The organism is Serratia sp. C2(1) (assembly GCF_036352655.1).
Taxonomy (GTDB): domain Bacteria; phylum Pseudomonadota; class Gammaproteobacteria; order Enterobacterales; family Enterobacteriaceae; genus Serratia; species Serratia inhibens.
The window spans coordinates 170,990-185,320 of the sequence record NZ_JAZFBA010000003.1 but is presented as its reverse complement, the minus strand read 5'-3'; the positions used below and the strand labels follow the sequence as shown (position 1 = coordinate 185,320).

Genomic DNA, 14,331 nt, shown 5'->3' with positions numbered 1-14,331 from the left:
TCGAAGGCGTATTATCCCAGATTGAGTGGGGCGCGTGCAAATTCACGCACCCAATGGGTCGGAACAGGGGATTCGCTCAGAGCGATGATATAACCCGGCGGTAAAATCGTTTGCAGCGCTTCGCGCGCCAACAACTGCTGCTCCGGTGAATCCAGGCGGATCACCAGACCATCACCTTCGGGGGTAATGCTTTTGATACGAATACCGCGCTCATCCAGCCGCTGATAGACAAAAAAACCGTCAGGCAGCGAAAGGCCTTGCTGGCCGGCTCGGATGCGCAGCTCGCTTTCGGTGCGCACCATACAGGGGACCAGCAGCGTCGCCAGCGCCAACAGGGCGAGTGCAATCAGCAAAACATACTGCCAGCGCGGGCGCTTTGCCATCACGCCCCTTTCCCCTGATTCTGGCTGTCGGCGCGTTTCTTGCGCCACAGCACGATTAGCGATCCCACCAGCCCGACGACCAGCAGCACCAGCGGCAACAGCATCAGGCAGAACATCAGTTGGTCTTCATATTTGCGGAATACCGGGGTTTTGCCCAAAGCAAAGCCCAGTGACGTCAGGATTACCACCCACAGCAGACCGCTCATCCAGTTAAAGAACTGGAAGCGGGCATTACTCAGGCCGGAGAGACCTGCAATGGTTGGCAACAGGGTGCGGACAAATGCCAGAAAACGACCGACCAGCAGAGCGGAAAGCCCGTGGCGGTGGAACAATTGGTGCGCACGCTGGTGATAGTGCGCCGGCAGATGCGACAGCCAGCCTTGCACCGTTCGCGTATTGCCCAGCCATTTGCCCTGTATGTAACTGACCCAGCACCCCAGGCTGGCGGCGACGGTCAGGATCAGGATGGTGAGCGGGAAATTCATGGTGCCTTTGGCGATCAGGACCCCAACCAGGATCAACAGGCTGTCGCCGGGTAAAAATGCCGCCGGCAGCAGGCCGTTTTCCAGAAATAAAATCAGAAACAGCAGGACGTAGAGCGTCCAGACCAGCGACGGGTTCGCCAGCGTCTCAAAATCCTGCTGCCATAGGGCATGTAACAGTTCTTTAATGATGTCCATCCGGTGTTCCTAAAACGTCATTGTTTGTCTTTATCTCAGCGGCGGATCAGGAGTGGGCTGAAAGCGCGTAGGCGATCCTGGCTGCTGATAACGATGAAACGGCGTTGCTTTTTAGTGAGTTCTCGTCGGTGCGACACCGGTCATGAGTGGTAAGTCAGCGTGCCACGATAAAGCATATTACTTTCTTTCCAGCCGCCGAGCCTGTTTTGCTGCTGCGGGGTATGCAGCATCCAGTTGGCCTGGACAAGCCGGGTGGGCACAGATAGGTGCTGACGCGGAAATCTGGCGTTATGGCCCAGTTCAGCGGCCAATGCATAGACCGGCTGCAATTGGGTGGAGGCTGGTAGCGAACCGGGGTAAGAATGCACACGCGGCAACAACAGCGGTAATTTGCCGGGCGCTTTGCGCCGTAACTCTGCCGGAGACCGATAAACCTGGTCATAAGGGGACAACGCCGGGTTATCGAGCGATGGCAGGCTGCTCAGTGCCGTGGGGGTTGCTTTGGAGGGCGCCGCGCATAGTTTTTGGCCGGAGACCGAGCCGGTCCAGCAAAAAAGAGCAATAAGCATGGCAAACAACCAGCGCATGTATTCGCGTTCCGCCCCGCAGCAAAGGGTAAAAAAAAGTGGCCTAACTTTACCAAAATAGCACGATTGGCAACAGGGAAATCTACGTTGCCACCGGTGAAATACTACACGGCAATCGGCGGTTCAGGCATCGATTCAGCGGATTTTACATTACCTGACATAACCCAACGGTTTTTGACCGCGTGCGCTATTTGTTTTCGGCGGTCACGCCGTCCAGATGCACCACCGGGTTTTCGGCGAACAGATAGCGATCGGCGTTATATTCGAAATCGTCGCTGGTGGCGTTGAACAGCATTTGCTTGGTGTTTTCCAGGTGCTGCCACATCGCCAGTTTGGCGGCGTAAGGATCTTTACGTATCAACGCCTTGAGGATTTGATCGTGGTCGTCGCACCAACTGGCGATCGATCGCTCGTCGATATGTTCGTGCAGCTTGATCCAGTAAGGGTTATTCACCCGCTGGCTCCACATTTTTTCCACGATGGTGGCCATAGCGGTATTTTGCGTAGCCAGCGCCACCTGTACGTGGAATTTCAGGTCCCATTGCGAATCACGGAAGCGATCTTCCTTGCGTGCATGCTCCTGGATTTCCATCAGTTGGACGATATCTTGCTTGGTGACCTGGGTGGCGGCGAATTCGGCGATGTTGCTTTCAATCAACTGGCGCGCCTGCAGCAGTTCGAACGGCCCGGCGGTGGCGAATTCAATGCTGTCGCCCGGCACCACCAGATGTTTTTGCTGGTTGGACATCACGTGGATCCCGGACCCCTTGCGCACGTCAACGTAGCCTTCCACTTCCAGCATGATGATGGCTTCGCGCACCACGGTGCGGCTGACGTTCATCTCTTCAGCAATATAGCGTTCGGCCGGCAGCTTATCGCCCACCGGATAGCGGCCACTTTCAATGCGCTGCTTAAGCTCGGCGGCCAGTTGCTGATACAGGCGTCTGGTTTCAGTGAATTCCATAGTGAATGCTCTTAGGGTAAGAAGGGGCGTGGCTGTCAGATTTGTTATACCACTTATTCGGCAGGGCTGCCAGTGGCCGCAAGGGTGCCCGGCGCGTGGCCGGGCAGTGGGTTAACTGCGCGCCGGTGCCGGCTGCAGAGCCTCTTCCGTGGGCGGCAAGGCCGGCCTGTTTTGCAGGACGGTCCAGATAACGATGGCGCCGAGAATATCGAATACCGACAGCGCGGCGAACAGCGGGCTGAAACCCAGTGTATCCGCCAACGCGCCGACCACCAGCGCAAACAGGGTGCTGGCGGTCCAGGCCGCCATGCCGGTCAGGCCGTTGGCGGTCGCTACCTCGTTACGGCCAAATACGTCTGAAGACAGAGTGATCAGCGCGCCGGACAGCGCCTGGTGAGCAAAACCCCCGACGCACAGCAGCGCGATGGCGGCATAGGGGCTGGTGAACAGGCCAATCATACCGGGGCCAATCATCAGCACCGCGCCCATCGTGACCACCAGCTTGCGTGAAACGATCAGGTTCACCTTAAAGTGTTTCTGGAAAAACGGCGGCAGATACCCGCCAACGATACAGCCGAGATCGGCGAACAGCATCGGCATCCAGGCGAACATGGCGATCTCTTTCAGGTTAAAGCCATAGGCTTTGAACATGAATAACGGGATCCAGGCATTAAAGGTCCCCCAGGCCGGTTCTGCCAGAAAACGCGGCAGCGCGATGCCCCAGAACTGGCGGTTGCGTACGATCTGCCAGGCGGACATTTTCTTGGCGTTGCTGGTTTGGTGCTGCGCTTCCTGGCCCTCGAGGATGTAATCCCGCTCTTGCTGGCTGAGTTTCTTCTGATCTTTCGGGTGCTTGTAGAAGATCAGCCAGCAGATGGCCCAGATCAGGCTCAGTACGCCGGTAATGATAAACGCCATTTCCCAACTGTGGGCGACGATGGCCCAGACCACCAGCGGCGGGGCGATCATCCCGCCGATCGACGAACCCACATTGAAGTACCCCACGGCGATGGAGCGTTCTTTGGCCGGGAACCACTCGCTGCTGGCCTTCAGGCCGGCGGGGATCATTGCCGCTTCGGCCATGCCTACGGCGCCGCGCGCCAGCGCCAGCCCGCCCCAGCTGTTAGCCAGCGCGGTAGCCATGCAAAACAGCGCCCACAGAATGGCGAACATGGCGTAGCCCACCTTGGTGCCCAAGATGTCCAGCACGTATCCTGCCACCGGTTGCATCAGGGTGTAACAGGCGGAATAAGCGGCGACGATGTAAGAATACTGCTGCGTGGTGATATGCAAGGTGCCTTCCAGCGTCGGTGCCGCCACGGCAATGGCGTTGCGGGTCAGGTAACCCAGCACGGTGCCGATGGTTACCAGTCCAATCATGTACCAGCGTAACCCTTTAATTTTACGCATCCGAAATATCTCCCAGTCTTGAATATGCGCGGCCGAGGTGGCGGCGTGTAGGGTGTGATTCCTTTTCGTTGCTTTGCACCGGCTTTTCCATCACCGTCGCATTCCCAACGCACCAGCGGCGGGGTGGCGAGACAATAACTTGTCATACAGATTTAAAAGTTGAGTGATATCACAAAAGCCGAGATTCAATTTGGCCATACGATTTTGCTCGTAATCACGTGTTTCAAGCCGTGTTTTGCCGCGAAATTGTACTTTTTTCGCCTTTTTTCGAAGGAGATGGCCCGCCGGTTGGGGTAATATTTTTCTGGACGGCCCGTGTAATTGGTGTGATAACTTTGTCGTATTGAACACTGTGCCGAACGGCCAGCAAGGTGAGGAGCCTGATATGGCGACGTTTTTAAATGAAGATTTCTTGTTGGGCAGCGAATTTGCCCGGCGTTTGTATCATGACTATGCGGCGGATCAGCCGATCTTTGACTACCACTGTCATTTGCCGCCGGAACAGATCGCCGAGAATACCCGCTTCAAGAACTTATATGACATCTGGTTAAAGGGCGATCACTACAAGTGGCGGGCGATGCGCACCAACGGCGTGGCCGAACGTCTGTGCACCGGCGATGCCGGCGACCGCGAGAAATTTGACGCCTGGGCTGCCACCGTGCCACATACCATCGGCAACCCGCTGTATCACTGGACCCATCTCGAACTGCGCCGTCCGTTCGGCATCACCGGCACGCTGCTTTCACCGACGACGGCGGACGATATCTGGCACCGCGGTAACGCGCTGTTGGCGCAGGACAATTTCAGAGCGCGCGGCATCATGCAGCAGATGAAGGTCAAAATGGTCGGCACCACTGACGATCCGATCGACGATCTGCGCCACCATAAAGCGATTGCCGCCGACGACAGTTTCGATATCAAGGTGCTGCCAAGCTGGCGGCCGGATAAGGCGTTCAATATCGATGCGCCGGGCTTTAACGATTACCTGAAAAAGCTGGAGGCGGCAGCGGATATCACTATCAGCCGCTTCACCTCGCTGTGTGACGCGTTGAAAAAACGCATGGATCACTTTGCCGCCCACGGCTGCAAAGTGGCTGACCATGCGCTGGACGTGGTGGTGTATGGCGAAGCGAACGAAGCCGAGCTGGACGCCATTCTGGCCCAACGCCTGAGCGGCAAACTGCCTGGGCCGGAGCAGAGCGCCCAGTTCAAAAGCGCGGTGCTGCTGTTCCTGGCCGCTGAATATCAACGCCGTGAATGGGTACAGCAGTATCACATCGGGGCATTGCGCAACAACAACAGCCGGATGCTGGCAAGCGTTGGCCCGGATATCGGTTTCGACTCCATTAACGACCGGCCGCTGGCAGAGCCGCTTTCCCGCTTGCTGGATGCTCAATCCCGGCAGGGAGGATTACCGAAAACCATCCTGTATTGCCTTAATCCGCGCGATAACGAAGTGATCGGCACCATGGTGGGCAATTTCCAGGGGGAAGGCACGCCAGGCAAAATGCAGTTTGGTTCAGGCTGGTGGTTCAACGATCAGAAAGACGGCATGCAACGCCAGATGACGCAACTGGCACAGCTGGGGCTGCTGAGCCGTTTTGTCGGCATGCTGACCGACAGCCGCAGCTTCTTGTCGTATACCCGCCACGAATATTTCCGCCGCATTCTCTGCCAGATGATGGGGCGCTGGGTGGAAGAGGGGGAAGCGCCGGCGGATATCGCGCTGCTCGGCGAGATGGTGAAAAACATCTGCTTCGACAATGCCAAAAATTATTTCGCCATTGAACTGGCGTAGCCGCTGCCCGAGGTTGGTTTATGCAAAGCATCGTGAAAATTCATTCGCAGGATAATGTGGCGGTGGCGCTGCGCGATCTGGCCGACGGCGAAACGCTGGCGCTGGAATCGCTGACTATTCGGCTTTCGCAGCCGGTGGCGCGTGGGCACAAGTTTGCGCTGCAGCCGATCGCAGCCGACGAGGCGATCATCAAGTACGGGCTGCCGATCGGCCATGCATTGGTAGCCATAGAACCGGGCGTGCACATCCACTCGCAAAATGCCAAAACCAACCTGAGCGATCTGGACAGTTATCAGTACCAACCGGAATTTCCCGCGCTGCCGCCGCAGGCTGCGGATCGTGAAGTGCAACTCTATCGCCGTAGCAGCGGCGAGGTGGGGATCCGCAACGAACTGTGGATTGTGCCGACCGTCGGCTGCGTCAATGGCATTGCCCGGCAGATCCAGCAGCGTTTTCTGAAGGAAACTCAGGATGCGCAGGGGATCGATGGCGTACACCTGTTCAGCCATCCGTTCGGCTGTTCGCAATTGGGGCAGGATCATGAAAACACCCGCACCATGCTGCAAAACATGGTGCGCCATCCGAATGCCGGCGCGGTGTTGGTGATTGGCCTGGGATGCGAGAACAATCAGGTAGATGTTTTCCGCAGCACGCTGGGGGCGACGGATGAGCGGCGGGTGCGCTTTATGGTGTGCCAGCAGCAGGACGATGAGGTGGAGGCCGGGCTGGAGCAACTGCATGAGTTGTACCAGGTCATGCGCGACGATCGTCGCCAGCCGGGCAAATTGAGCGAGTTGAAGTTCGGCCTGGAGTGCGGCGGATCGGACGGGCTATCCGGCATCACCGCCAACCCGCTGTTGGGGCGGTTTTCCGACTATGTGATCGCCAACGGCGGCACCACGGTGCTGACCGAGGTGCCTGAGATGTTTGGCGCAGAACGGATCCTGATGAGCCGCTGTCGCGATCGGGCGACCTTCGAGAAAACCGTCAGCATGGTCAACGATTTCAAACAGTACTTTATCGCCCATAACCAGCCGATTTATGAAAACCCTTCGCCGGGTAACAAGGCGGGCGGTATTACCACGCTGGAGGAGAAATCCCTCGGTTGCACGCAGAAAGCCGGGCAGAGCCGGGTGGTGGACGTGCTCAAATACGGCGAGCGGCTGCGGCAGCCTGGGCTAAACCTGCTCAGCGCGCCCGGCAATGATGCGGTGGCGACCAGCGCGCTGGCCGGCGCAGGCTGCCATATGGTGTTGTTCAGTACCGGGCGCGGCACGCCCTACGGCGGCTTCGTTCCCACGGTAAAACTGGCGACCAACAGCGAACTGGCGGCGAAAAAACCGCACTGGATCGACTTCGACGCCGGGCAATTGATCCACGGCACGCCGATGGAGCGCCTGTTGGAACAGTTTGTCGATCTGATCGTGGCGATCGCCAATGGCAAAGCGGCGCGCAACGAAGCGAACGATTTCCGCGAGTTGGCGATTTTTAAAAGCGGGGTGACATTGTAAAGCACCGGCAGCGGGAGTAGCATAAAACAGCGTTTCACTTTTAACGCTATTATCTCCCGCTTCAGGATCCCCTAATGACGTTTTATTGGTTTGCCCAGGCCGTGGGCGTGCTGGCTTTTCTGGTAGGCATCACCAGTTTTTTCAATCGCGACGACCAGCGTTTCAAGCTGCAACTATCAGGATACAGCCTGATTATCGGCATCCACTTCTTCCTGATGGGGGCGAGCGCCGCCGGCAGCAGCGCGTTGCTCAGCGCCTGCCGCAACCTGGTTTCAATGCGCACTCGCAGCCTGTGGGTGATGTGGCTGTTTATCAGTTTGACGCTGACCATAGGCCTGACGCACTTCCAACATCCCATCGAACTGCTGCCGATCTTCGGTACGTCGATCAGCACCTGGGCGCTGTTTCGCACGCGTGGGCTGACGACCCGTTGCGTGATGTGGTGTTCCACGGCCTGCTGGGTCACGCATAACGTCTGGCTCGGGTCGATAGGGGGTTCGCTGATAGAAGGCAGCTTCCTGCTGATGAACGGCTTCAACATTATCCGTTTTCGTCGCCTGCAACTGCGCGGCATCGATCCTTTTGCGGTAGAAAAAAAGGCGCCCATTGGGCGCCTCGCTGACGATCGTTAACCGCTTAACGTACCTTCAACGGGTCTTCATCCGCCAGGCGTTGATCTTCCGCCTGGCAGGCCGCCGCGGTGAACAGCACGTCGGTAGAAGAGTTCAGTGCGGTCTCTGCGGAGTCCTGCAACACGCCGATGATAAAGCCCACCGCCACGACCTGCATGGCGACATCGTTCGGGATGCCGAACATGTTGCACGCCAGTGGGATCAGCAACAGCGAACCGCCGGCCACGCCGGAAGCGCCGCAGGCGCAGATCGCCGCCACCACGCTCAGCAGCAGCGCGGTCGGGACGTCAACCGGAATGCCCAGAGTGTGCACCGCTGCCAGCGTCAGCACGGTAATGGTGATCGCCGCGCCGGCCATATTGATGGTTGCGCCCAACGGGATAGAAACCGAATAGGTGTCTTCGTTCAGATTCAGCTTCTTGCACAACTCCATATTCACCGGAATGTTGGCGGCCGAGCTGCGGGTGAAGAACGCGGTCACGCCGCTTTCACGCAGGCAGGCGAATACCAGCGGATAAGGGTTGCGGCGGATTTTCCAGTAAACGATCAGCGGGTTCAGCACCAGCGCGACCAACAGCATACAGCCGATCAACACCATCAGCAGTTGCGCGTAGCCCCACAGCGCGCCGAAGCCGGTTTCCGCCAGTGTCGAAGCCACCAGGCCGAAGATACCGAGCGGCGCACAGCGGATCACCGCGCGCACCACCAGAGTTACCGCGTTCGACATGTCGTTAATCAGCGATTTGGTGGTTTCCGAAGCATGGCGCAGCGCCAGCCCCAGGCCAATCGCCCAGGCCAGGATGCCGATATAGTTGGCGTTAATCAGCGCGTGGAACGGATTGGCAACCACGCTCATCAGCAGGCTTTTCAACACTTCAATAATGCCGCCCGGCGGGTTGATGTCCGCATTGCCGGTAACCAGCGCCAGATTGGACGGGAACATAAAGCTGACCACCACCGCCACCAGCGCCGCAGCGAAAGTTCCCAGCAGATAGAGGAACAGGATCGGGCGAATGTTGGTTTTCTGCCCGTGCTTGTGGTTGGCGATCGAGGCCATGACCAGAACCAGAACCAACAGCGGCGCCACGGCCTTTAACGCGCCGACGAACAGCGCGCCAAGCAGCCCGACGGCGGTGGCTGTCGCCGGTGAGACCAGCGCTACGATAATACCGGCCACCAGGCCGACCATAATTTGCTTAACCAGGCTGCCCTGTGTGATCCGTTTTAACAGTTTTTGCATAATGCTTTTCTTCCCGGTGAGGTTGCGCACAGACTGACTGCCTCGACAGGAACGCTGCCGGGCAATTTTTATTTCTATCTGTAACTAAGTATGTTTGCCAAACCAGTATTCAGTAAACAAAGGGGGTTGGAAAGGGGAGGAAGTGAAATTCTGAGGGCGGATCAACTCTTGATAACATACTGGTTACATTTGTGTGATCGCAATAACGTTTGGTGTTTTGGACGAATTGCCAAACAATCGCGGGGCGGCTAGCGCCCCGGATAACAGATTATGGCGCTTTATTCGCCAGGCGATCGTTGCGGCGGTTAACCCAGGCATTGATCAGCAGCGTTAATGTCAGAATACCGGCTACCACGCCGAGCGAAACGCCGATCGGGATATGGAAGAAGTCGATAATCAGCATCTTGACGCCGATAAACATCAGAATGATCGACAGGCCGTATTTCAGCATCGAGAAGCGCTCCGCCACGTTGGCCAGCAGGAAATACATGGCGCGCAGGCCCATGATGGCAAACAGGTTAGAGGTCAGGACGATAAACGGATCGGTAGTAACGGCAAAGATGGCCGGAATGCTGTCGACCGCGAAAATCACGTCGCTCAGTTCCACCAGGATCAACACCAGCACCAGCGGCGTAGCGAACAGCAGCCCGTTGCGGCGCACGAAGAAACGTTCGCCTTCGAGGTTGTCGGTCATGCGCAGATGGCTGCGCAGCCACCTTACCAGCGGTTTGTCGCCAATCGCCGAATCGTCTTCCTTCGCCAGCGCCATTTTGATGCCGGTGAACAGCAGGAAGGCACCGAACAGATACAGCAGCCACTGGAACTGGGTCACCAGCCAGCTACCGGCGAAGATCATGATGGTACGCAGCACGATTGCGCCCAATACGCCGAAAATCAGCACACGTCGTTGCAGGTTAGCCGGCACGGCAAAGTAGCTGAACAGCATCAGCCAGACGAAGACGTTATCGACTGCCAGCGCTTTTTCGATCAGGTAACCGGTGAGGAAGGCGAGCGCCTGCGTATCGGCGACGGCGCGCCCGGCGGTTTGGTTCAGGTAGTACCAGAAACCCAGGTTGAACAGCAGGGAAAGGCTGACCCACACCAGCGACCAACTGGCGGCCTGCTTCAGCGTCATGGTGTGCGCGCCTTTGCGGCCCTGCAGCAGTAAGTCGATTGCGAGCATCACAACTATGATGGCGGCGAAACTGCCCCATAACCAAGGTGTGCCAACGGTATTCATCATCAGAGATATCCTTCAAAAACAAAAACGGCCAACGTCGGAAGACGCCAGCCGCTTTGTGAACGCTACAAGCAAACCTCGCCTTCCGGCAAGGTCTCACTTACAACGTTGATGAAGGTGCACCCGCAGTGCCCGCCACTTATGTTGCCCGGTAACCGGATGCTTGCGCATCGTAATGACGATTAACCGGCAATGAAGTTACTCCCCTTTGCATCGCAGAAAGTAATGCAAAATGTGTCAGCGGTCAACGTTTATCACGCTAGCCGGCCAGGGCCTGTTGCGCGCCGAGGCTGACGACAAAACCTTGCAGCAGCAACCGGCTGAAAGGCGTATCGCTAACCTGCTGTTGCTTAAGCTGATACTGCGTCTGCTGCTCGGGGTACAGTTCGCCAAGCCAGCTCAGGTATTGGTGCATCACCGCGCCGTTAAATTCCGGATGGAACTGGGTGGTCAGTACGTGATCGCCATAGCTGAGGATCTGGCAGGCGTCCTGCTGTGAACGCGCCAGCACCTTCGCACCGACAGGCGGCGTCAGTACGCTCTGCGAGTGGATCAGATTGGCCTTGAAGTGCGGCGGCAGCATCGCCAGGCGGCGATCGTTGGCGGCGGCTGGCAGCAGTTCGATATCCAGCGTACCGACTTCCATACCTTGCGGGTGGTAGCCCACTTCACCGCCGAGCGCATAGGCCAGCAACTGGTGGCCGTAGCAGGCGCCGAAAATCGGCAGCTTGATTTGCATCGCCTGACGCAGCCACTCGGCGGCCTGTTCGCTCCACGGCAATTGTTCGGTGACCATCGCCGCAGATCCGGTAATCACCACGCCGGCGTAGTTTTGCGGCGCCGGCAACTGCTCGCCGGAAGGAAGATGCACGATCTGCACGCGATCGGTGTCAATGTTGCCCTGTTGCAGGAACATTCCGTCGAAGTTGCCCTTATCCCGGCGTATTGCCTCCGGCGCGTCGCCGGTTTGCATCAACAATAGCGGTTTCATGTCATTCTCCATCGGCAGGGAAGGTCACGCCGGTCTGGCGGCGGATTTCGGTCAGCAACTGGGCGACGATCAGCGAGTTTTCCAACCCTGGATGTTCCACCTGCCGTTTTTCAACCAGATCGGCGAAGGCTTGCGCCTCATACAGCATGGTATTGATATGCTGCGGTTGGGTCAGATCCTGGCGATTGCCACCGCGCGGCGTCAACGCCACACCCTGACACTCCGAGATTTTATCAATGATCAGCGTCCCTTCTTCACCCTGGATTTCGCTCGGAATATCCGAGTTGCTGACCTTGGAATGAGAAATGGTGACGTCAAAATCCCCGTAATTGAGGCAGGCGGTTCCGTGCGCATCAACGCCGGTGTCCAGCAGCGCAGCGCTGGCGATCACGGCTTTTGGCGCGCCAAACAGCGCCACGGCACTGGCCAGGCAATAGTAGCCAATGTCCATGATAGAGCCATTGGAGAACTGCGGGTTAAAGGTGTTTGGGTTCTCGCCGGCCAGATAACGCGGATAGCGCGAAGAGTATTGGCAGTAGTTGATAAAGGCTTTGCGCAGCCGGCCGATTTTCGGCAGCGCCTGCTTCAGGGTCAGGAAATTCGGCAGATGAGCGCTTTTGAAGGCTTCGAACAGCACCACCTGGTTTTCCCGCGCGCAGGCAACCAGCTGTTCTGCTTCGCGCAGGTTGGAGGCCAGCGGCTTTTCGCAGATCACGTGCTTTTTATGGCTGAGGAACAGCAGCGATTGCTGGCAATGCAGGGAATTGGGGCTGGCGATGTACACCGCATCGATGGCGTCGGATTGGGCCAGCGCCTCCAGGGAATCGAAAAACAGACTGACGTGATAGTTGGCGCCAAACGCCTGCGCCTGCTCGAGCTTGCGCGAATAGATGGCGGTCAGCTTCAGTTTGCCGCTTTCATGTGCGGCGTCGATAAAGCGTTCCGTAATCCAGTTGGTGCCAACAACGGCAAAGCGAATCATAGATATCTCCGGTTCCCAGGCCCTATACCCTATGAATTTCAAGTGCGGCATAGGGTAGAAAGAATCAGATTATCACGGCAATTACCGAAGGCGAATCCCGCTATGCATACAGATCGCCAAATACGGAGAGGTGGGTCAGGTACAGCCGGGTGTCGAATTCCAGCTGATGGTAATTCGGCTCCATATGGCAGCACAGGCTGTAGAAGGCTTTGTTGTGATCCTTCTCTTTCAGATGCGCCAGTTCATGCACCACGATCATGCGCAGGAACGGCTCCGGCGCCAGCTTGAACACCGTCGCCACGCGGATTTCCGCCTTGGCCTTCAGCTTGCCGCCCTGTACGCGTGAAATGGCGGTGTGCATGCCAAGCGCGTGTTTCATCACCTGGATTTTACCGTCGTAGGCTACTTTGCTCAGCGGCTGGGCGTTGCGCAGGTATTGGTTTTTCAGATCGACGGTATACTGATAAAGCGACTTGTCGGTGGTGCAATCATGCACCTGCGGATAGCGCTGCAACAGCACATCCCCCAGCCGCTGCTGGTCGATCAACTGCTGCACCTGGCTTTGCAGATGTTCAGGGTAACCCTGCAGGTAAGTCAGTTCGGACATCATCTTCCCGTATTGGCGGCAATTCAGCGGGCTATTCTATGACGTTTTTTCGCGCAAAGCCCGCAAAGGGCAATTTATCCGAAAAAACATTTTACTGATGGACGTTTTTAGGGGATAAACAGCCCAAATTTTATCAGTCAGGAGGGGCAATGAGCCAACTCGATCTGGGAACACAGCAACTTGAGCTGGAGCGTTATCCCCAACAGGAAGAATCCACCCAATTGCAGGCGTGGGAAGCGGCAGACGAATATTTGCTGCAACAGCTTGAAAATGTAGACATCGGCGATCGCCCGGTGCTGATTTTCAACGACAACTTCGGCACGCTGGCCTGTGCGCTGCACGGCCATCGGCCCTACAGCATCAGCGATTCATACATGAGTCAGCTGGCTACGCGCCATAATCTGAAGCTCAATGGGCTGGATCCGGAGCAGGTGACGCTGCTGGACAGCCTCGCCGAACTGCCTGCATCGCCGGCAGTGGTGTTGATCCGCATACCCAAGGCGCTGGCGCTGCTGGAACAGCAACTGCGCTCGCTGCGCAACGTGGTGGCGCCGGACACGGTGATCATCGCCGGAGCCAAGGCGCGCGACGTGCACACTTCAACCATGCAGCTGTTTGAAAAGGTACTGGGGCCGACGCGCACCAGCCTGGCGTGGAAGAAAGCGCGCCTGATCCATTGCGAAGTGGCGGACATCGTGCCACCGACGGCGCCGGAAACCACCAACTGGACGCTGGACGGCACCGATTGGCTGATCCACAACCATGCCAACGTGTTCTCACGCGGCAGCCTGGATATTGGCGCTCGTCTGTTCCTGGATAATCTGCCGCACGATCTGGACGGTCACATTGTCGATCTCGGTTGCGGCAACGGCGTTATTGGCCTGGCTGCGCTGGTGCAGAACCCGCAGGCGCAGGTGAGCTTTGTCGATGAATCTTATATGGCGGTGGCGTCCAGCGAGTTGAACGTGGAGCACAACCTGCCGCAGGAGCTGGATCGCTGTCAGTTTGAAGTGAATAACTCGCTGGCGGGGATTGAGCGTGAAAGCGTGCAGGCGGTACTGTGCAACCCACCGTTCCACCAGCAGCATGCGATCACCGACCATACCGCCTGGCAGATGTTCTGCGACGCCAAGCGTTGCCTGCAGGTGGGCGGCGAGCTGCGCATCGTCGGCAACCGTCATCTGGACTACCACCAGAAGCTGAAGCGTTTGTTCGGCAACTGCACCCTGGTGGCATCCAACAAGAAGTTTGTGATCCTGAAAGCGGTGAAATCCGGCGCACGTTACTGAGTCACCGGGGGCGCAAT

General features: G+C 57.5%; 14 protein-coding genes. 4 read left to right on the top strand and 10 right to left on the bottom strand.

Annotation, left to right across the window (positions count from 1 at the left end):
- Positions 1-11: 11 nt before the first annotated feature.
- From mzrA to V2S86_RS18865, 5 genes are all read right to left on the bottom strand, one after another.
- Positions 12-383, bottom strand: a complete 372-nt coding sequence (mzrA, locus tag V2S86_RS18885) for an EnvZ/OmpR regulon moderator MzrA (RefSeq protein WP_006320501.1) — start codon at positions 381-383, stop codon at positions 12-14.
- Complete coding sequence (locus tag V2S86_RS18880) at positions 383-1,063, bottom strand: DedA family protein (protein ID WP_004948426.1); 681 nt, start codon at positions 1,061-1,063, stop codon at positions 383-385. Before V2S86_RS18880 ends, mzrA begins: the two co-directional genes overlap by 1 nt.
- A gap of 140 nt (positions 1,064-1,203) precedes the next feature.
- The gene (locus tag V2S86_RS18875) at positions 1,204-1,650 is read right to left on the bottom strand and encodes a hypothetical protein (protein ID WP_330763693.1); all 447 of its coding nucleotides are present in this window, start codon (positions 1,648-1,650) and stop codon (positions 1,204-1,206) included.
- A 187-nt stretch (positions 1,651-1,837) separates the two neighbouring features.
- On the bottom strand, positions 1,838-2,614 hold the full coding sequence (gene exuR, locus V2S86_RS18870) for a transcriptional regulator ExuR (RefSeq protein ID WP_006320504.1): 777 nt from the start codon (positions 2,612-2,614) through the stop codon (positions 1,838-1,840).
- Positions 2,615-2,725: 111 nt separating this feature from the next.
- Positions 2,726-4,024 carry an MFS transporter gene (locus V2S86_RS18865; RefSeq protein ID WP_330763692.1) on the bottom strand — a complete coding sequence of 433 codons (1,299 nt, stop codon included), beginning with the start codon at positions 4,022-4,024 and terminating at the stop codon, positions 2,726-2,728.
- Positions 4,025-4,409: 385 nt separating this feature from the next.
- Here V2S86_RS18865 and uxaC point away from each other — a divergent pair, with 385 nt between their 5' ends.
- From uxaC to V2S86_RS18850, 3 genes are all read left to right on the top strand, one after another.
- Positions 4,410-5,822: a glucuronate isomerase gene (uxaC, locus tag V2S86_RS18860; RefSeq protein ID WP_330763691.1), complete on the top strand. Its 1,413-nt coding sequence runs from the start codon at positions 4,410-4,412 to the stop codon at positions 5,820-5,822.
- A gap of 20 nt (positions 5,823-5,842) precedes the next feature.
- Complete coding sequence (locus V2S86_RS18855) at positions 5,843-7,333, top strand: UxaA family hydrolase (protein ID WP_330763690.1); 1,491 nt, start codon at positions 5,843-5,845, stop codon at positions 7,331-7,333.
- 74 nt (positions 7,334-7,407) lie between these two features.
- Positions 7,408-7,965: a YgjV family protein gene (locus V2S86_RS18850; RefSeq protein ID WP_311994679.1), complete on the top strand. Its 558-nt coding sequence runs from the start codon at positions 7,408-7,410 to the stop codon at positions 7,963-7,965.
- Between the two features lie 4 nt (positions 7,966-7,969).
- Here V2S86_RS18850 and sstT read toward each other — a convergent pair whose 3' ends face one another.
- The 5 genes from sstT to V2S86_RS18825 form a co-directional block, all read right to left on the bottom strand.
- Positions 7,970-9,205, bottom strand: a complete 1,236-nt coding sequence (sstT, locus tag V2S86_RS18845; RefSeq protein WP_330763689.1) for a serine/threonine transporter SstT — start codon at positions 9,203-9,205, stop codon at positions 7,970-7,972.
- A 268-nt stretch (positions 9,206-9,473) separates the two neighbouring features.
- Positions 9,474-10,448: a TerC family protein gene (locus tag V2S86_RS18840; RefSeq protein ID WP_006320513.1), complete on the bottom strand. Its 975-nt coding sequence runs from the start codon at positions 10,446-10,448 to the stop codon at positions 9,474-9,476.
- 256 nt (positions 10,449-10,704) lie between these two features.
- Entirely contained in the window at positions 10,705-11,436 is a 732-nt protein-coding gene (locus V2S86_RS18835; RefSeq protein ID WP_330763688.1) for a glutamine amidotransferase, read from the bottom strand.
- A gap of 1 nt (position 11,437) precedes the next feature.
- Positions 11,438-12,418, bottom strand: coding sequence for a Gfo/Idh/MocA family protein (locus tag V2S86_RS18830; RefSeq protein ID WP_330763687.1), 981 nt, complete (start codon positions 12,416-12,418; stop codon positions 11,438-11,440).
- A 100-nt stretch (positions 12,419-12,518) separates the two neighbouring features.
- Positions 12,519-13,025: a M48 metallopeptidase family protein gene (locus V2S86_RS18825; protein ID WP_004948389.1), complete on the bottom strand. Its 507-nt coding sequence runs from the start codon at positions 13,023-13,025 to the stop codon at positions 12,519-12,521.
- A 149-nt stretch (positions 13,026-13,174) separates the two neighbouring features.
- Between V2S86_RS18825 and rlmG the strand changes: the two genes are divergently transcribed.
- A complete protein-coding gene (rlmG, locus tag V2S86_RS18820; protein WP_330763686.1) occupies positions 13,175-14,314 on the top strand; it encodes a 23S rRNA (guanine(1835)-N(2))-methyltransferase RlmG in 1,140 nt (379 codons plus the stop codon).
- Positions 14,315-14,331: the final 17 nt, after the last annotated feature.

Coding starts and splice junctions, on each gene's coding strand:
- mzrA (WP_006320501.1), bottom strand. CDS start 383: ATGGCAAAGCGCCCGCGCTGGCAGTATGTTTTGCTGATTGCACTCGCC.
- V2S86_RS18880 (WP_004948426.1), bottom strand. CDS start 1,063: ATGGACATCATTAAAGAACTGTTACATGCCCTATGGCAGCAGGATTTT.
- V2S86_RS18875 (WP_330763693.1), bottom strand. CDS start 1,650: ATGCGCTGGTTGTTTGCCATGCTTATTGCTCTTTTTTGCTGGACCGGC.
- exuR (WP_006320504.1), bottom strand. CDS start 2,614: ATGGAATTCACTGAAACCAGACGCCTGTATCAGCAACTGGCCGCCGAG.
- V2S86_RS18865 (WP_330763692.1), bottom strand. CDS start 4,024: ATGCGTAAAATTAAAGGGTTACGCTGGTACATGATTGGACTGGTAACC.
- uxaC (WP_330763691.1), top strand. CDS start 4,410: ATGGCGACGTTTTTAAATGAAGATTTCTTGTTGGGCAGCGAATTTGCC.
- V2S86_RS18855 (WP_330763690.1), top strand. CDS start 5,843: ATGCAAAGCATCGTGAAAATTCATTCGCAGGATAATGTGGCGGTGGCG.
- V2S86_RS18850 (WP_311994679.1), top strand. CDS start 7,408: ATGACGTTTTATTGGTTTGCCCAGGCCGTGGGCGTGCTGGCTTTTCTG.
- sstT (WP_330763689.1), bottom strand. CDS start 9,205: ATGCAAAAACTGTTAAAACGGATCACACAGGGCAGCCTGGTTAAGCAA.
- V2S86_RS18840 (WP_006320513.1), bottom strand. CDS start 10,448: ATGATGAATACCGTTGGCACACCTTGGTTATGGGGCAGTTTCGCCGCC.
- V2S86_RS18835 (WP_330763688.1), bottom strand. CDS start 11,436: ATGAAACCGCTATTGTTGATGCAAACCGGCGACGCGCCGGAGGCAATA.
- V2S86_RS18830 (WP_330763687.1), bottom strand. CDS start 12,418: ATGATTCGCTTTGCCGTTGTTGGCACCAACTGGATTACGGAACGCTTT.
- V2S86_RS18825 (WP_004948389.1), bottom strand. CDS start 13,025: ATGTCCGAACTGACTTACCTGCAGGGTTACCCTGAACATCTGCAAAGC.
- rlmG (WP_330763686.1), top strand. CDS start 13,175: ATGAGCCAACTCGATCTGGGAACACAGCAACTTGAGCTGGAGCGTTAT.